General features: G+C 40.6%; 13 protein-coding genes and 1 pseudogene. 1 reads left to right on the forward strand and 13 read right to left on the reverse strand.

Translation table 11 applies throughout. From position 1 onward, the window contains the following. Positions 1-41 precede the first annotated feature (41 nt). The 9 genes and pseudogenes from VOI17_RS01585 to tpiA form a co-directional block, all read right to left on the reverse strand. A complete protein-coding gene (locus tag VOI17_RS01585) occupies positions 42-2,372 on the reverse strand; it encodes a patatin-like phospholipase family protein (RefSeq protein WP_323755481.1) in 2,331 nt (776 codons plus the stop codon). Positions 2,373-2,419: 47 nt separating this feature from the next. Next, the gene (locus VOI17_RS01590; protein ID WP_323755482.1) at positions 2,420-3,697 is read right to left on the reverse strand and encodes a M23 family metallopeptidase; all 1,278 of its coding nucleotides are present in this window, start codon (positions 3,695-3,697) and stop codon (positions 2,420-2,422) included. 71 nt (positions 3,698-3,768) lie between these two features. Beyond that, complete coding sequence (locus VOI17_RS01595) at positions 3,769-5,667, reverse strand: copper-translocating P-type ATPase (protein WP_416376042.1); 1,899 nt, start codon at positions 5,665-5,667, stop codon at positions 3,769-3,771. A gap of 117 nt (positions 5,668-5,784) precedes the next feature. After that, a pseudogene (locus VOI17_RS17985) lies at positions 5,785-5,982 on the reverse strand (cation transporter); the annotation flags it as partial. Positions 5,983-6,031: 49 nt separating this feature from the next. Then, a complete protein-coding gene (locus tag VOI17_RS01600; protein ID WP_323755484.1) occupies positions 6,032-8,536 on the reverse strand; it encodes a protein-disulfide reductase DsbD family protein in 2,505 nt (834 codons plus the stop codon). Positions 8,537-8,594: 58 nt separating this feature from the next. Further along, entirely contained in the window at positions 8,595-9,983 is a 1,389-nt protein-coding gene (locus VOI17_RS01605) for a dipeptidase (protein WP_323755485.1), read from the reverse strand. 74 nt (positions 9,984-10,057) lie between these two features. Further along, a complete protein-coding gene (locus VOI17_RS01610; RefSeq protein ID WP_323755486.1) occupies positions 10,058-14,728 on the reverse strand; it encodes a hypothetical protein in 4,671 nt (1,556 codons plus the stop codon). A gap of 92 nt (positions 14,729-14,820) precedes the next feature. Beyond that, complete coding sequence (gene prmA / locus VOI17_RS01615; RefSeq protein ID WP_323755487.1) at positions 14,821-15,651, reverse strand: 50S ribosomal protein L11 methyltransferase; 831 nt, start codon at positions 15,649-15,651, stop codon at positions 14,821-14,823. A 9-nt stretch (positions 15,652-15,660) separates the two neighbouring features. Continuing rightward, positions 15,661-16,422 carry a triose-phosphate isomerase gene (tpiA, locus tag VOI17_RS01620; RefSeq protein ID WP_323755488.1) on the reverse strand — a complete coding sequence of 254 codons (762 nt, stop codon included), beginning with the start codon at positions 16,420-16,422 and terminating at the stop codon, positions 15,661-15,663. Positions 16,423-16,472: 50 nt separating this feature from the next. Here tpiA and VOI17_RS01625 point away from each other — a divergent pair, with 50 nt between their 5' ends. Further along, entirely contained in the window at positions 16,473-16,976 is a 504-nt protein-coding gene (locus tag VOI17_RS01625) for a regulatory protein RecX (protein WP_323755489.1), read from the forward strand. Between the two features lie 11 nt (positions 16,977-16,987). Here the strand turns inward: VOI17_RS01625 and VOI17_RS01630 are convergent, their stop codons facing one another. The 4 genes from VOI17_RS01630 to VOI17_RS01645 form a co-directional block, all read right to left on the reverse strand. After that, the gene (locus VOI17_RS01630) at positions 16,988-17,482 is read right to left on the reverse strand and encodes a DinB family protein (protein ID WP_323755490.1); all 495 of its coding nucleotides are present in this window, start codon (positions 17,480-17,482) and stop codon (positions 16,988-16,990) included. A 201-nt stretch (positions 17,483-17,683) separates the two neighbouring features. Next, entirely contained in the window at positions 17,684-18,325 is a 642-nt protein-coding gene (locus tag VOI17_RS01635) for an alpha-ketoglutarate-dependent dioxygenase AlkB (protein ID WP_323755491.1), read from the reverse strand. Positions 18,326-18,337: 12 nt separating this feature from the next. After that, the gene (locus tag VOI17_RS01640) at positions 18,338-18,760 is read right to left on the reverse strand and encodes a hypothetical protein (RefSeq protein ID WP_323755492.1); all 423 of its coding nucleotides are present in this window, start codon (positions 18,758-18,760) and stop codon (positions 18,338-18,340) included. 113 nt (positions 18,761-18,873) lie between these two features. Further along, positions 18,874-19,038 carry a DUF1328 family protein gene (locus tag VOI17_RS01645; RefSeq protein ID WP_323755493.1) on the reverse strand — a complete coding sequence of 55 codons (165 nt, stop codon included), beginning with the start codon at positions 19,036-19,038 and terminating at the stop codon, positions 18,874-18,876. Positions 19,039-19,191: the final 153 nt, after the last annotated feature.

Genomic DNA, 19,191 nt, shown 5'->3' on the forward strand with positions numbered 1-19,191 from the left:
ACAAGTAAATAAATATTTAGGTATAGCAAATACCCTTTTTCCTATTCAATTGATCTTTGGTTGAAGATCATATACCCGAATGAGAGCGACAACCCTAAACTGGAAGTTGGGTTCTCTAAATAATTCAAACGAAAAGTAAGTGGCCCCAAAACGGAATTATAAATCAACCCTGCCATTCCCAAAAAGTGTACACTATCAAATCCCTTTTTATCTTGTGCTCCTTGCCCGGTTATTTGTTGAGGTCGATTATAGGCACTGAAACCATAGACTTCGGCTCTTAAAAAGAGGCTATTGGCTAAATGAAAAGAATGAACCATGCCAGTACCAATATAGCTATAAGCCCTATAGTTTGGTAAAAAGTAAGTCTCTGAGTCGAACATTGGGTTAAATTGAGTAGCATAAACCAAACTGGACTGGTAGTTTATAAAATTCGGTTGATTACTATATACCGACTCAAACTTCCACCCGACACGATAATTCTCAGAAATTTTCTTGTACTCCTCAAAGTACAGCTCCAATGAGAGCCAGTTTTTCAATTCCGTATACGTAGTCTTTTCATTGGGCCTATATAAAACAGACGTGCTCCCGGGTGTATAAGAAAGTTGGCCTAACAAAGTATTGGCCGAGGCATATAGCCTTACTCCAGATGTGGCAAATTGCTTCGCATTCAGACTATTCCGTTCATAACTCAGCTTACCCTTGAAAGCCTCAAATCTCGTATGATCTAAACTCTCTTCGACAGATACATTTGAGATATTGCTAAAGTTATCTGAGTTTCTTACATAAGCAGCCTCAACTGCAAATACGCTGCGTTGGCCAGAACCTAAGCCGACAGTCGCCCCAAACTTTCTATCAATTCGATTTAGAATGGTTGGATTTGCCTTTTCATTAAAAAAATCATCTGTATTGAGGTAATCCCATTGATTAAGTAAAAAAGAAGGCTCTACAAACAACCTTGTTCGTGGGTTAAGATTGAAACGGGTACCTAGAAAAACGGATTCATAAAATTTGCCAGTCGAAATTTTCAGTTTATACGAATTCAGATAACGATTAAATGAATTCAGCGTTAACCCGAAGTGAAGGGTGCTCACGCTTCTAGTGGAAAGGTTACCTCCAAAGTCAACCGAAAGTCCATTTCTGGCTGTAGGCTTCAAATAAAATTCCAACACATAATAGCCCTTATCAGAATCAAAATCGAAATTCAGGTATATATTTCTAAAGTAAGCTTCGGAAACTAATTTGAAGTAAGCTTGTCTAATTTGCAACAAGCTTAACGGTCCATCCTTGAACGAAACGAGGGAGTTGATCAATAGCTCCTGTTTGGGCATAAACCCAAAGAGCTTAATCGCCCCAAACTTGTAATCTACAAATTGATCTCTAAATTCAGCTCGATCCAGTTCCACTTCGTCCTTTGCCACCCGCCTAGAAATCTTCTGCTTAATGCCCTCCATTTGACTCATAGTGACATCATACCCTGCTTTGATTAGTTCTGGTACTTTATCGAAAGACAAGGCCGTAAATGGCTTCATATCGGGCTCAAGATAGATGTCGGTACTGTCTAGCTGACTTGGGTCCGTTTTATTCAGAAACAGAAAAAGTAGGGCATCGGTCAAAATTTCTTCATCGGCATCAAAAGGATAAGTCTCTGCCTTTTTGGTGGCCACATTTGAACCAATAGTAACTTCAGGCTTGAAGTCTTCCTTCATAATGTCTACAGGAAAATTATCGTAAACACCTCCATCGAATATATACTGATTCTGAAATTTTATAGGCCTGTAAAAGAACGGTACTGCCATAGAAGAGCGTGTGGCTTGCATCAAAGAGCCCGTGTCTAATCTCACTACTTTCTCTGAAAATATATCTGCAGCAACCGCCTTAAAAGGAACAAAAAGATGGTCGAAATTATAATTGGCTGCTTGCGCTGCTTGACCTAAATACTCATTCAAAAGAAAATTGATGATGATATCATTGGCCAGTGGTGTACTAATGGATGCTTGAAAATCTTTGTCGAAAAGTAAATCTACCGTGATCCATGAAGCATCGTCCAGCGACTTCGTATAATTGTATTGATAACGCTCTGAAGATTTTCCATTAATCCAATCTTCAAAGTTCGGATTGGTTACAATTATCTCGATTTCTTCTGGGCTAAAGCCTGCAGCGTAAAGGGAGCCAACCACAGCCCCCATTGAAGTCCCCACTACATAGTCTATAGGAATATTGTTTTCTTCAAGCGCTTTCATCACGCCAATATGAGCAATGCCTTTTGCTGCTCCTCCACTTAGTACCAATCCTACTTTTTGTGCATGGATGATAAAGGAACTACACAGCAATAGTGTAATAATTAGAGACTTGTTCACTATTCTAATTGGCATAAAAAAAGCAGGAATTAGCCTGCTTAAAAATATAGATTCAATTTCGCTTATCTACTACTCGCAGTTATAACATCTTTAACCCACTCCATGGGTATATCGTTTAGTTTTTTATCCATTAATTCTTTCATGGCTTCAAACTTTACTATATGTTCGGGTGAAAGTGGTTTTTCAGCTGGCAAATCCTCTCTCAAGAAATCAACTTGCTCACCCCTTTTCCAAAACCTGAAGCAAAGGTGATTTCCTGTAGCCAAGCCCGTACTTCCAACATAGCCAATGATATCTCCTTTTTTGACTTTTTGACCATTCTTGTAATTACCAAATTTAGACATGTGTAGGTATCCTGTCGTGTAGGTACCATTATGTCTAATTTTCACGTAGTTGCCATTTCCACCAGTATAGCCTCGCGCAATAATTACCCCATCGGCAGCAGCTTTAATTGGAGTCCCTTTGTCAGCTGCAAAGTCGGTTCCCAAGTGAGCCCTTCTGGTGTTGAGTACCGGGTGGAGTCGACTTTTACTATAGCGGGAAGAAATTCGAGAAAACTCAACAGGATATCTCAAGAATGCTCTTTGAAGACTTTCGCCTAAATCATCATAATAATCTAGGCCATCTCCTTGGTCGTAGGCATAGGCCATGTAGTCATTTCGAATATGGTTGAACTCTGCGCCCAATACTTTTCCAATACCTATGGGCTCACCATTTACTTGTCTTTCTTCATAAATCACCTTGAACCAATCTCCCACTTGTAAAGAACGCATGTCAATCTGCCAACCGAAAACATCAGCCACAGCACTCACCAAAGCAGCTGAACCTCCTTTTTCTCTAATCGAATGATCGAGTGAAACGGTAATTCTTCCAGACATGGTTGTTTCAATTATTTCAACCTCTCTTTCCTCTTTATAGATAGATATCGAATCCTTCAATTGATAAACCACATATTCTAATGGGCTAGGCTCATAAACAAAATAAGCGGCTCGCTTTAGAGAGTCCTCTGTATAAAAAAGGGTATAGTCCCGATTTGGAATAAAGTTGCGCACACTAAAAACGTCTTTGGAGAGACGGTCTATGCTGAAAATATCTTGATTACTGATGTTAAAAGGAAGAAGTATATCCGCAATTGTCTGATTGCGTTTGATCTTCCCTTCGAGTACTTGATACTGATCTAATGGGATTCCAAACTTATAGAGTGGTTCGGGAATATCCGCCACCTCATTCATTGGTATTGTCTCCTCAATATAGGTAGTACTTTCTCTGCTAAAATAGAAGTATAGAACTACCACAACAACTAAACCCACAACACTGGCAAGTCCTAAGTTTCTTTTCATTCTCCGTTAGTTTTCACCTTTCAACGGCAAAGTACTAAAAATGTGTCCCTTTTGTAAGCCTTTTTTTTACACTATATTTTCGAACTCCTTAATCTGAGGCTATTGAGCACCACAGATACGGACGAAAATGCCATGGCTGCTCCCGCAATCATGGGGTTTAAAAGAAAGCCATTGATCGGGAAAAGCACGCCTGCTGCCAATGGAATGGCCACCACATTATATGCAAAAGCCCAAAACAAGTTCTGCTTCATGGTTTTTGTGGTTTTTTCGGAAAGCAAAATAAGCTGGTGTAGTTTAGAAATGTCTCCGTTGAGTAAAGTTACTGACGCGCTCTCTAAGGCCACATCGGCCCCTGTACTCATAGCGATTCCTAAATCCGCTTCGGCCATGGAAGGCGCATCATTAATGCCGTCACCAGCAAAAGCTACAACATTTCCATCAGCTTTGGCCTGTTGTACAATCCTGTGTTTATCGTCTGGCATCAGGTTGGCCTGAAACTTTTTAATCCCTGTTTCACGTGCCACATTAGCACAAATTTGTTCGTTATCGCCAGAAAGCATTTCAATCTCTATTCCACGCTTTTGTAGTTGCGCCACCAAGGCTGCGGATGATTTACGGACGGTATCTTTTAAAGCAATTACGGCCAACACCTTTTCGTCCCGAATAAAGAATACCTGGGTTCGTCCACCCTCATCGTATGATTTGATTAAGCTTTCTATCTCATTTGAAAGTGAGATCTCCTTCAAGCCACTCTTTCCTACAATTTTATAATTATGTTGGCCTAATGTGGTGGCTAATCCAACACCTGCAATGGTTTTCAGGTCTTTGATCTGCACAGGGAAAAGCGAATAATTCTCCTCTAGGTAATCGGTAACGGCACCTGCAATTGGGTGATTTGATGCAGCCTCCATTGCGTTGAGCACACTTAAGAGTTCAAGGTTATTGTCTTCTGTAAAGAAGGTTTTGAAATCAGTAACCGAGAGTTTTCCTTCTGATATTGTTCCGGTTTTATCAACAAACAGCTTGGTCACTTTTGAGGCGTTTTCCAAGGCAACGGCATCTTTAACGAGAATTCCATTTTTGGCTCCTTTACCAATTCCGACCATAATGGCCATTGGTGTAGCCAAACCCAATGCACAAGGACATGCGATAATTAAAACTGAAAAAGTATTTACAAAAGCGTAGGTAAGCGCAGGATCGGGCCCAACAAAATACCATATCACAAAAGTGAGTGCTGCCAAACCCAAGACTATGGGCACAAACACACTGGCAATTTTATCCGCAAGCTGTTGGGCGGGAGCTTTGGAACCTTGGGCTTGGGTGACCATCTGAATGATTTTACCCAAAACGGTATCTTCACCCAGCTTCTCGGTTTTAATCTGAAGGCTGCCATCGGTGTTAATGGTTCCCGCTTTTACTTCATCCCCCTCAGATTTTTCCACTAAAACAGATTCACCAGAAATCATGGCTTCATCTAAGCTGGCTCGCCCAGAAATGATTTTCCCGTCCACGGGAATCTTCTCTCCGGCTTTTACCAAGAGAATATCGCCAAGCTTTACTTCTTCAAACAGAATCTCTTTCTGTTCTTCGTTTTCAATCTTTATTACTTTTTTAACCTGAAGTTCATAGAGCTTTTCAATGGCCTTTGATGTGGAGAACTTGGCCTTTTCTTCCAAATATTTTCCAAGCAGAATAAAAGCAATAATCACTGCGGCCGACTCATAATAAACGTGCACCTGCAAGCCTTGGTTTCTGATTATTTCTGGGAAAATGGTATTGAACATGCTGAACAGAAAAGCCGAGCCCGTTCCAAACGCAATGAGCGTATCCATATTTACGGCTCCACGCTTGATCTGCGAAAAGGCACTTGTAAAAAACCTCCACCCAGAAATAAAGACAACTGGAAATGAGAGGGTGAGTAAAATCCAGTTCTTATCGGGGAAATCGCCCACGAACATGGATAGCACCATGACCACTACTCCAAGAGAGATGGCCAAGGCCAATACTCGTTTTGTTTGCTTTAAGCCTTCTTCGCGCGATGCATCAACTGAGGCTTTGTCCTTTTTGGCTTGCAATGTGTAACCCGCCCCTTTTACATATTTCTGGAGCAGTTTGAAATCAACCTCGGCTTCGTTGTAGACCATACTTACCGCATTGGTCGCATAGTTTACCGAAGCTTCTTGTACGCCTTTGCTGTTCTTAAGGGTTTTCTCAACGGTGGAAGCACAGCCCGCGCAGTGCATTCCTTCAACTGGATATGTATCTTTAATCATGGCTTCTTGCATTGCGTTCAGTCAACACTACCAACGCTCAAAAAGTGCCTTAGGTATGGTATTAGCGTTTAGCAAATTCAGCAAGCCCTTTGTCTAGAAATTCCACAAAGTTGGATACTTCAGCGTCATAAGATTTTGGACGAACTAATGCCTGTTCATTATTATCTAAAAGCACATAGTAGGGTTGAGCGTTGCCATTAAAACGGGTAATCTGAAAATCGAAGTTCTGCTTTCCGATCGTTTTTTTCACTTTGTTGTCAAACTCGGAAGTGTACCATTCTGACTCAGGAAGTTCGGTTTTGTCGTCTACATACAAAGCCACCACTACATAGTCTTCTTTCATTCTTCTGAGCACTTCTGGATCTGACCAAACATATTCTTCCATCTTACGGCAGTTTACACAGCCGTGTCCTGTAAAGTCAATGAAGAGTGGTTTTTTTACTTTTTTGGCATAAGCCATAGCTTGTTCGTAATCAAAAAAGCCCTTGATACCATGTGGCAAATGTAGAATGTTGGAATACTTTACGTTGGTCGGAAAGCCAGTTCCGGCTGTGGAACCTGAAATTTGAGCATTTCCGATTTCCTCTCTGATCATTTCCCTTATAGCAAAATCATGTGTGGTGAGTGGAGGTAAATAGCCTGAAAGCCCTTTGAGAGGCGCGCCAAACATGCCTGGCAATAAATACACAGCAAATACAAAACTGATGATAGCCATAACCAAACGTGGTACCGAAGTTTTTTGAACTTCATCATCGTGTGGCAAGCGCAGTTTTCCTAATAAATAGAAGCCTAAAAGCACCGCAATCACCAACCAAATGGCAATGTATATTTCACGGTCGAGCAAGCCCCAATGATAGGCCTGATCAGCCACGCTTAGGAATTTGAAACCCAAAGCCAATTCAATAAAACCTAAAACCACTTTTACCGAATTTAACCAACCCCCCGATTTCGGAAGGCTCTTCAGCATTCCAGGGAAAATGGCAAACAGCGTAAAAGGAATGGCAAAGGCAATAGAAAAGCCCAACATTCCCACCACGGGCTTAGTTACTTGTCCTTGAAAAGACTCTATTAAGATTGTTCCTACAATTGGTCCTGTACAAGAGAAGGATACCAGCACCAAAGTAAAAGCCATAAAGAAGGTGCCGAACATTCCGCCCTTATTGGCCTTTTTATCCATTCTATTTACCAGCCCACTTGGCAATACGATTTCGAAAAGACCAAAAAAGGAAAGTGCGAAAACCACAAATACCGCAAAGAATATAATGTTTGGAATAGCGCCTGTGGCCAATTCATTGGCAATGCCTACCCCAAATAAACTTGTGAAAAGCAAGCCTATTAGGATATAGATAACAATAATCGAGACCCCGTAAATGCTGGCTTTGGTAATGGCCTGCGCCTTCGACTGACTGCTATTCGTAAAGAAAGCAACCGTCATCGGAATCATTGGAAAAACGCATGGCGTTAGCAATGCAGCCAAACCGAAAAGAAATGCGGTAATAAAAAAGCCCCATAAGGAGCCATTATCTTCGGGTTTTAGTAAATCTTCATAACTGCTTTTGCTTGCTTTACTGCTGGTACCCGTTGCTACTCCAGCTGCTGCGGTAATCTTTTGTGCGCCATCTTCTAAGGCAGAAAAGGCTACATCAAAATCTTCATTCCCATTAATGCAAAGACCTTCTACATCAGAGCAGGTTTGAAAATCTAATTCGCCCTTCAATTGAAAGTCAGGTTTCAGAATTTTAATTCTCTGTTTAAACTCACCTTTTCCAGAGAAGTAGGTCACTTCTTCATTGAAAAAGTTATCAAACTTCTTCTTTGGGTTAGTAGGAACCAATCCTCCGATTACTTCAAAACCGTCAGTTTCTTCAAAAATCACCGTAGCAGGAATTGGCGAGGCATCAGGGGCTAAATCACTAGAATAGATGTACCAGTTGGCATCAACCGTCACATTGAAAACCAAATCAATTTCACTGCCTACTTCAGCAGTTCCTTCTTTGCTGAGTTTCCAAGAGGTAACTTTTCGTATGCCTGGCCCTTGACCTAATAAGCTTTGAGGTGCGACTTGGGTTGGCGATTCTGTTGGTGTTTTTTCACCTCCAGCTACTTTTATAAAGTCAATTAAAAAGTCTTGTTCACCTGGAACACACTGCCCTGTAACATCTGTACAAGTTTGAAAATCAAGTACACCAGAAATATTAAGGTTGCTCTTGAGTATTCTTATCTTCTGTCTGAATTCTCCTTTACTACCAAAATACTCTACTGTATCACCCCAAATAGGATCGTATTTATGCTTTGGATTAACCCCATAAAGTTTACCAATGACTTCGAAAGAAGGATCTGCATTCAGCTCTGCAGTGGCGGGTATCGCCATCACATCTTCCTTCTGATTTGAAGAATAGATATACCAGTCCTTAACGACATTGACATTGAAGATCAACTCAATTTCATCTCCTACTTTTACCTCATTTTGTGAAGCATCAAAAGTCCAATTGGTGGTTTGACGAAACTGAGCAAAAGAACTCAGGGCAAAACCAATAAGGATTAATGACAATAGATACTTTCTCATAAAACCAGCATTTGGAAAATAAATGAGCCTAAAAATTAAGGCTCATGATAAATGTAATTTAGTCATTCAACTCTGCGAAGTTTTTGAAAAACAATGGAATGGTTTCAATGCCTTTAAAGTAATTGAAAACACCATAATGTTCGTTTGGCGAATGAATAGCGTCTGAATCTAGACCGAAGCCCATCAGTACAGTTTTCAAACCAAGCGTTTGTTCAAAAAGTGCCACGATTGGAATACTTCCTCCACTTCTAAATGGCACAGGTGTTTTTCCGAAAGTAGTTTCCATAGCCCTAGACGCAGCAATATATGCTGGAGAATCTGTTGGCGTAACAGCAGGTTGACCTCCATGATGTGGGGTCACTTTTACTTTTACAGAAGGGGGTGCAATCGAAGTAAAGTAATCTTCGAACAACTTCGTTATCTTATCCGGGTCTTGGTTTGGCACCAAACGCATCGATATTTTAGCATAGGCTTTTGAGGCAATTACGGTTTTGGCTCCTTCACCAATATATCCGCCCCAAATTCCATTCACGTCTAGTGTCGGCCTGATTGAAGAACGTTCAATTGTCGTATAGCCTGCTTCGCCTTCAGTAGCACTAAGCCCGATTGATTTTTTATAGTCTTCTTCATTAAAAGGCGCTTTGGCCATTGCCGCTCGTTCTTCTGCAGTAAGCTCAATGACATCGGCATAGAAGCCCGGTATGTTTATTTTTTTATTTTCGTCTTTCAACGAAGCAATCATTTCGGCCAATACATTGATAGGATTAGGAACAGCCCCACCGTATAAACCTGAATGTAAATCTCTGTTTGGCCCAGTCACTTCTACCTGAACATAACTCAAGCCTCTTAGGCCAACCGTAACTGAAGGTACATCGTTCGCTATGATACCCGTATCAGAAACCAAGACAATGTCAGCGGCCAATTTCTCTTTATTTTCTTCAAGGAAAATGCCTAAATGGTCAGACCCAACCTCTTCTTCACCTTCAATTAAGAATTTTATGTTACAGGCAAGATTGTCGGTCTTCATCATGGTTTCGAAAGCCTTGATGTGCATGTATACTTGACCTTTGTCGTCACAAGCACCACGGGCGAAAATTGCACCTTCAGGGTGAATCTCTGTGGTTTTAATTACGGGTTCGAAGGGAGGGGAATCCCAAAGTTCGTAGGGATCGGCTGGTTGAACATCGTAATGACCATAAACCAAAACGGTAGGTAGTTTGGCATCAATAATTTTTTCTCCGTACACAATTGGATGTCCACCTGTTGGGCAGATTTCTGCCACATCAGCACCGGCTTCTAATAATTTTCCGTGTACAAATTCAGCTGCTCTTAATACATCTCCTTTGAATTTACTGTCGGCACTTACCGAAGGAATTCTAAGTAAATCGAGGAGTTCGTTTAAAAAGCGATCCTTATTATTTTCAATGTAATCGTTGATGTTTGCCATGTCTTTTAATTTATGACTCGAAGATAATTGATTTGTAGTGAAACGCCCATTGAGATTATGGGTTTTGGGAAGTTCTAAAACCCATCGCCTTCAACCACTTCTTTCTTTTTAAGTGATTGATCCGATTCGCTGGCCATAAGTAACTTGTAGGGTTCGTCTATGCCGTAGAACAGCTTGCGATAATTCCGTGACCAAGCGATAACTTCTTCTAAAGAGTATGAGAAGACATTGAATTCGCCCACTTTGGGTTTCGATCTTCCCTTCCCGTCTAAGGGATTCCCAATGGAGGCATTGAAGGCGGCATTTGAAGAAAAAGCACCTAAGCTAAACCCATCGTAAGTGAAGTAATACCACGTTCCATCGGTCATCTGAATCAAAACATTTACGATGTCACCCTCTGGGGTTTTCTTAATTTCGACAAAGCCATCCAGCTCCATATTGATGTCGATATTGTTGATGTTGCTAACGCTAATTTTCCCTTCACTATAAAAAGTTCTTAACTGTTTAGACCACCTTAAGTCTACGTTTGAGATGACCAAATTTTTCATCAACTCACCATTAGCTGAAGCATTCACCAAAGGAATTGGGACCGTTTGATATGACTTGTCCCATTTTTTTACGGCTTCATCACCAATAAACTCGGCTGCTTTATAGATTAAATCAGAGCGGTCATCATGGGCTCTTTTTATGCCTAATTTTTCGGCCATGTCCTTCAAGTTTTGAGCCATTAACGGAACACTTGCCACTGGCAAACCAAAATCCATAACCAACATGGCGTTGATTTTAAAGTCAGCAGAATCTAAATTTCCAGTGCCTTTGCCTGCCCCTTGGACGGTCAACCCTTTACTCAGTGGGCTCACAAAATTCAGTTTTCCTTCAAAAGAAACGTCTTGGCTATCTTCGTTGTATGAAAACATATTACCCTTGTAATAATTGGCCGGATCTTCCTGCTTATTGGGGTTTACGATATTGTAAGAGCCTGTATTTTGATCATAGAACAGGTTTCCGCCTTTAGGAATAAAAAAGTCTTCATCGTCTAAGCCTCGCTTTTCCGTTATAAAAGAAAGATAAATAGCTCCTCTATTAAAGTGAAGTCCAGCCGTGAGCGGCTCACCAAACTCTGTTCGGGCTTCATCAAAGCTGAAAACCACCTCCGAAATATCATCATTCGATTCGTATTCAATCCATACGTTTTTCTCTTTCAGTTTCTCAAGGTTAAGCTTTACAGCTCCTTTCAGCTCTAGTGCCTTTCTAAAGGCATACATAAAAACTGTTCCTTTGTAAGTGAATCCTGGCGAAATAATTACACCACTGTCACCGCTAATCTTCCCACTTGATTTAGTATAAAGCCCATGCGCTTGGTCCTCCTCCAAACCGAATTGATCAAACTTAATAGCAAATGTATCCTGCAGAATCACGAGTTGATAGGTACCCTGACCTCTAAAGCGATTACGGGAAATAATTTCAATGTTGGCATCGTACAGACGGTGGTTTGCCTGAGCTGTATCAAATACGACTACCGCATTTTCCAATGCTCCAATTTCGGAATCTCCTAAAATCAATACCTCATTATTTTCTGGAGTGATCAGCGCATCGGCCACAATAATGTATGGAATACCTTCTACTTTTAAGGTCTCTTTTTCAATGTCATAACTGGCACTTGTTCCCATAAACACTAAGGAATCCATACTCTTTTTTGTAGAATAGAAAAATGACTTTTCTAGGGCCACGGTATCTGGCTTTGTCATTGTAATCATATTGTTGGCAATATCCCATTCGGCTGTAGGAATGGATGTTTTGTATTGAGCAAAAGGGAAGGTTAATGCCGCATTACCTTGTATCTCGGGTTGAATTATAGCTTTATTATTGGCCAAATCGTAATTCACTCGTACATCAGCAGAACTCAATATTGGTTTTTTTGGATTTCCAGAACCCAACTCAAAGTCAGAGTTTCTAGATTCAAAAGAGCTTTCTTTCAGCGTATAATTCTCCGAATTGGTTTTAGAACCCAACATCATCATTTCCCCTTTACCATACATGCCCTTCGTAGACAAAGTGAGCATACCGTTAAATGTACCCAAGCTGTCATACATTTTAAATGGGGCTTCTAGGTTGCGCAAATTCATACTATCCTTTTTAGGTAGCCAGTTCAGCTCATACCTAGATAACTTTACGGATGGGTATGAAACCCCATTGAGTGTTCCTGCATCAATTTGTCCTTCAATCCCTTTTTTTGAATACATAGAATCTAAATAAAAAGTAACCGATTCAGTATTGAAACCTCCTGTTAAAAAGTCGATTTTACCTGGAGAGTTTAAGCCGGATTGATCCATGTTTATTTCTCCATACAGTTTTCCAGAAGTGCCATAGAGACTATACCCCGAATCGGGAATTGAATGAATAAAACCGAAAGATCTATCAGGCATAGCTCTTAAGTTTTCTTTGAATTCTGGAAAAATTCCATTTGAATAGAAAGTCCCCTCAAAGGCATAATCAGAAGGATCTGCTCTAGATGCACTGTCGAGTTTGAAAGGAGGTATGTCAAAATATACGGTACTGTCATAAGCACCTCCCAGCACCCCATTTTTGTCAAACATTACACTAGTACTTTCATTCGAAGTAAAAATGGGGTATTCTGGTTTCGAAATTCTTGCCGATTTATTATTAGGGTCATTAATGTTCAATACCCCAGAAGTGTTTACCAATTGATTATTCAAGGCTTCCTTCTTTCCTTCTTCCAGTTCTACTTGGAGCTTAATCGAATCAATTTGGGGTAATTCAACCAAAAAATTATTGTAGTCAAACTTGAATCTTTGACCATTGAACTGAAAGTTTCCTGCTTCCAGTGCGCCATCAAATTCTATCGTTCTATTATTGGAAATTTTAACCACTCCGTTGGTTGGTGTAATCATTACATCGAGCGAATCGCTTACGTAAAATTTCTCAACTCCTCGAACCGTCAAAGTATCATTCACCAAGTTAATGGTGGCGTTGGGGGAAGAGCCGATGACGGAAGGGATAACGAGATCGTCAAAATCAGATTCATCTCGCCCTGAATCGTAATAGTGTAGTCCTTTGGCAGTAATAATTACCTTTCCGGAGTATTCGTTATAAAGCACCAAGCCTTTCGACATTAAATCGTTCATACTCTTTTTCAGAATCCCGAGGCTGATTTTTCGGTCTTCGGAAAGCGATGAAATATAAAACTCATTCTTTGGCTCATATTGCTGAGCCTGCCTTACCGAAAGTATTAAAGGATTAAAGTTGTACAATTGGGAAAGGCTGTAGAATCTTGAAGAGCTAAAGAAATTCTTTGACTCAACAATCAGAGGTACTTCGCTTCGTGCTGAGCCAATAGTTAGATCCAATGAATCAGACTTCAAGTCCCATATCAAGCGATCGCCCGTGAGGTCTACGCCATAAAAAGAAGAGCTAAAAGGTGTAGTTCCATAATCACCTTTATTAGGTTCGAGGTCCAAACGATATTTTCCATAGTTATAGACCATTCCTACAGCAGGGTTATATATAGAGTCTGTACCATGGAAAATGGTCACTTTCGCAACCGCAGAACTCACCATTGAATCCTTTTTGTTAAAAACAAAGTTTGACGCTTCGGCTCTAAACTTCAATTCTCCATTGACAAAGCCCTCTATCCTAGAAAGCTCGTTGAAGGCCGATTTACTATAAAAGTCTCTTCCCTCATAACTTACTCCTCCTCGGTAGGTCAGGTCATTGGTTCCCAAATCATTAATGGGTGCATCGGCAAAATCCGACACGAATTTGGGATATGAATCTACTGTGCTTCTCTGTGGAGCCAAAGTAATCTCTACAGCTCCCACTATGGGCTCATTTAATTTCCCCTGATAATGAAAATAGGCTTCATCAAACTTAATATCAGTCTGAGTAACAGAAAAAAAGTAATTGCGCAGCTTGGCATAAGTGGTTTCGGCAGGCAAACCCACATTGGTCCAGTCAACCGCACCACCTTGCCCCTCAAAATCAAGTGTTTCAAAAGAGAAATTTCCTTGTGTATTTCTGAGGTATATTGTGTCCAGACGATTTACAAAAACGAGATCCAGTTTTCTGAACTCGATTACTGGGCCCATTCGGGTAGGCATGGCGGGCAAAGTTTCTTCTAGTTTAGTCTCATTGTTGATAACTTCCTCCTTGCTAGAGGTTAAACCTTGCTGCTTCATCAATAAAAGCTCAATGGCGTCTGGCCCTTTTTGGGCTTCGGCTACAAAAGGCTCTTCGTCTGAAAGATCTTCAGAACCATTGAACTTCAAATCGAAATCTGCATTTTCTACATAAATGCCATAGCTGCGGTCTTTGAAAAGCGCCATGTCGCCCAAAAAGAACGAAGCATATTGGTGAAATTGATCAATGATTTTCTTGTCATAATTTTCAGAAACGCTAAAGCAAGATTTTATCAAATCGTCAAACTGAGTTTGATTAAAACTGCGTTTTTCTTTGGCCAGAATTAGTGTGTTAAAGACTCCTTTAAAATCGAAACGGGGCCTAAAGCCCTTTTTTTCCATGTTCAAAAGCGTTTGACCTAATTGATTTTTTTGAGCTTGGGTAAAATCATTTGCCTGCCATGCCTCTATAAAAGGCTCGTAGTCGGCTCCAAAACTGGCAGGGTTAGGGGTGGTAAGAATTCTGGCAATGTCTGGGGTATAAACAATAGAGTCCGTTGATGTAGCTTCTTGCGCAAAACTGCTCGGCAGAAACCACAACAAAATCAATAAACAATATAAAATTCTTTTGACCAGAAACTGCATACGACCCTTCAACTGACCATTAATAACGATAAAAGGACGGAAATAATACTTTGAAACTACAGTTTCTTTAAAAGAATAGCCGCCCAGTTTTTCCTTTCGGTTGAATTTAACTTTTCGAAACCGTTTGCACTGGTACACTCAAGTATATCGGCTTCATCGTGGGTATAAAAACCACTTAAGAATAAATGTCCTCCCGGTTTTGTAAGCTTTGCATAGTGCTCCATTTCAGCCAACAACACGTTTTTATTGATGTTAGCGTAAAGAATATCGAAAGGTTCATCAAAAGTGAATTCATCGATAGTGCCCAGCAATACATCCTTTGGCTCAATAGCATTCAATGCAAAGTTCTCCTTAGCGTTATCAATGCACCAATCGTCAATATCGGTGGCTGATACTTCCGAGGCACCCAATTTAGAAGCCATAATCGCCAAAATTCCTGTGCCAGCACCTACATCTAAAACCGTTTTCCCTTTATGGTTTAATGTCATTTCTAGTGCCAACATTTGGTGCGTAGTTTCATGGTGCCCTGTCCCGAAAGACATTTGTGGGTGGATGATGATTTCGTGCTTAAAACCTGGCTTCGATTCATGAAAAGTAGCACGCACAAAGATGTCCGTACCTACTTCAATCGGATCGTAGTTCTTTTCCCACTCTTCGTTCCAGTTTTGCTTTTCAATCTTATTCAATTCATACCAAATGCGGGTTTGCTTTCGATAATTGTTGAAAAGCTGCTGTAAAGCAGGATGGCTAAAAACGTCTTCCGAAATATATGCGTCAAAACCCACCTCGGTTTCAACGAAGGTATCAAAGTCCAATTCGCCCATTTCGGCAATTAGTATCTCACCAAATGGCTGATCGCAATGGACTTTGATTTCTATGTAATTCATTGGTTTCAATTAAAATGACTTAGCAATTTCTACAAAGTCTCTGGCTTTTAAAGATGCTCCGCCAATTAAGCCGCCATCAACATCTGGCTGAGCAAATAGTTCTTTTGCGTTGTCTGGCTTGGCACTTCCTCCGTAAAGAATTGAAATTTCATCTGCCACTTCTTGCCCAAACTGACCCGCCAAGAAATCACGCATCGATTTGTGCATGTCTTGTGCTTGTTGCGATGATGCTGTTTTTCCAGTCCCGATTGCCCAAATTGGTTCGTAGGCAATTACGATTTTCTGAATTTCATCTTCTGTGAGGTGAAAAAGGCTTTCCGTAAGCTGGTTGCATACATAGCTCACTTCCTTACCGGACTCTCTGATTTCAAGCGATTCGCCACAGCAGAAAATTGGGGTCAAGCCCATTTCTAAAGCCAAGTCTACTCGCTTTGCAAGTTGATCGTTAGTCTCATTGTGGTATTGTCTTCTTTCGCTATGACCAAGAATAACATATTCTGCACCAACAGATTTAATCATTTCGGCAGAAATATCGCCTGTATAAGCACCAGCAGTGTGTTCACTCATGTTTTGAGCACCTACAAAAACCTTATCGCTTTCTTGGGCATTTTTTGCTACTTGGGCCAGGTGAATAAATGGAGAACACAAAATGACGATGACGTCATCATTCAGTTCGTCATTCACAATGTTTACCACTTCAGAGGCCAGTGTAAGGCCATCGCTGAAGTTTTTGTTCATTTTCCAGTTACCTGCAACAATCTTTTTTCTCATTATCGGTTTGTTGTGTTTTGCCCAAAGATAATTCATTCTAACTTAGATCGATGGCTTTTCAATACGAAGAACGCAAACCAAAGCGATTAGACCCTAAAGTGGCCAAGCTCAAAGCGGCCGATTTTTGCGCTTATCAGGAGCGTTCACAGCAAGAAGTGCGCGATAAACTTTATGGCTATGGTCTTCATCATGATGAAGTTGAGGAGATTTTATCCGACTTAATTACCGATAATTATATCAATGAAGAGCGTTTTGCCAAAGCTTATGTTGGGGGAAAATTTAGAATTAAGGGCTGGGGAAAACGCAAGATTCTGCAAGGGCTTAAGCAGCATCGCATTTCTGATTACTGTATGAAAAAAGGGTTTATGGAAATTGACCCCGATGATTATTACGCGACACTTATGCGGCATGCAGAAAAAAAACTCCCCACCATTAAAGCCGACAACCAATATACCGTGCGTGGCAAACTGACACAGCACTTGGTCATGAAGGGCTTTGAAGGTGACTTGATCAGAGAGGTAATTGAGGAGCTGCTCAATTCAACAGCTCCATAATTAATAACCGATTAATTTCTTTCCCAGAAAAAAGGAGGTTCGATGTTTAAAGTACGAAGGTAAACATAGCCTTGACCTCTGTGGTGGATTTCGTTATCGATACAGTAAAAAATAAGAGAGTGATTGGTGCCTTCATATTGACCAAAAGCCTTCTCTACTTCTTGAAAACGCTCAGTTTTAATTTGAGGAAATAACTCGTTTAGCTTCTCTGTTGATTCGTCCCATAGCTTGAGAAGTCCTGCTTTAGTGGTGGGTTTTTCTTCGGCCTCGGATTCACCAAAAGTTTTCCATTCTCCAGTGATAATACCTGCTACGCTAGGCACGGCCATATGGATCATTTCTAGGGCCAGTTCTGAAAATGGACGCATTCCACCTACTGAATAATTGAAAAGCTTGTCTTCTGGAAAAGCCTCAATTACTTTTCTGGTCAGGCTGCGGTGACCTTGCCATTGAGTTAATAAGTCGTTTGGACTGATGACTACTGGTGTTAATGTTTCGTTTTTCATAATGTGCGATTTAAGATTATGGCATAAACCTAAAGGGCACTAGTGACAACCCTATGTCAGTAGGTTTTTGGGAAGATAAAATTCTTTTGGGTTTGTGCTTAGCTCAGAAGCAGGAGCGGTCTGACCTTCAGTACCGACCGATCACATTATGCGCTCTACTAAGGTCGGCACCGAAGGTCAGACTTGAATATCAATTTTAACTTATCTCTCAATCGTTCTAAAAGTCAAATTTACCCTTGGGCTATCTACTTTTTTAGTAGGGGGTAAACGATGAAGCCAATGACTTTGGGTAGCATCCTTCATGACCAAGAGGCTGCCATTTTCTAAGAAGATGTCGATCTTCTCTTTGGTTTCTTTGTGCTTGAAGGCAAATTTTCTTTCTGCACCAAAACTCATTGAAGCAATTGCTCCATTTTTCTTTAGGTCCTTTTCGCCATCGCTGTGCCAGGCCATACCTTCTTCACCAGAATGGTAGAGGTTGAGCAAACAAGAGTTATAAGTTTCTCCAGATTTTGCCTCTGCTAAAGCTTTCAATTTGATCAACTCGGGAGTCCATGGCAAAGCATGTTTGGTAACATTAGAATAGCTATACTCAAATCTCTGATCGCCATACCAAGCTACTTTACGTTTGGTGATATAGTGCTTTCCAAAAATTACTGCCTCGTCATTTCGCCATTCAATTCCCTCCAAAAGGGCTTTATAGTAGAAATTTGCTTCTTCAGAAGACATAAGTTTACCATAATAGTTTACTGTGCCCTCTTTGGGGAGCCAGTTTTTGGTTTCATCTATTTCTCTACTGAACAATTCCATTTTTCCAGTACTGATTGAATGGATTAGGATCAAAATTACTCAATTTTAATCACGCTTGGCCGTTTCAGAAGAATTACCACTTTTGCTCTTAACGCCTTCTATCTCAATTCCTTTGTTAACAAAATCATAGGCAGAGTGTACAAAAAACACGGTGTCATTGAGCATCGCAATTGGGGTTTTGAGGATATCAGAGTGTTGCTTTACAATTTTCATCATTTCTTCATTCGAAAAACTTTGGCTCTTTACCTCCTTTAAGTAAGCGTCTGAAGTTTTATCAATCAAATCGAGAATTTGTAATCCCATTTCATTCGCAACTTGGGTAAGCTGCGTTTCGGTCAACGGGTTTTTGTCAATGTCCCTTTCGTTCACCGTGTATTTCTGAACAGCACTTGCATAGCCTAGTACTTTTGCATCTTGGGCTTTTCGGCCATTATAAATAAGAAGAATTTCGTTTTCCTGAGGTTTCATAACGTATGGGTAAAAAGTGAACTAAAGAATAAATAGTGAACTAGGGGATAGATAAAGTTTGGAGCAGTGACTGAGATACAGCACTGCTCCATGATCTATATATTGAGTAATACCTATCGCCTACTGGTGACTCCTCTTAAAAGGGAAACAACAAGCAATACCACGAAAATGAAGAAGACGATTTTAGCAAGAGAAGCAGCACCAGCGGCAATGCCTCCGAAACCAAAAATACCAGCGACTATGGCTATAATTAAGAATGTAACAGTCCAGCGTAACATATCTGTAGGGTTTAAGTGATTAATTGATTTACCCTTGGATATGGGAAAACTATGCCAAGTCGTTTTATTCAGACAAAGCCTGTTTTCATGAAATTTAATGAGACGTTAAGACCCAGCTTGTGGAGATGCTTCCACAAAAAGTTATTTAAATTG

It is taken from the genome of Roseivirga sp. (assembly GCF_034669765.1).
GTDB lineage: Bacteria > Bacteroidota > Bacteroidia > Cytophagales > Cyclobacteriaceae > Roseivirga.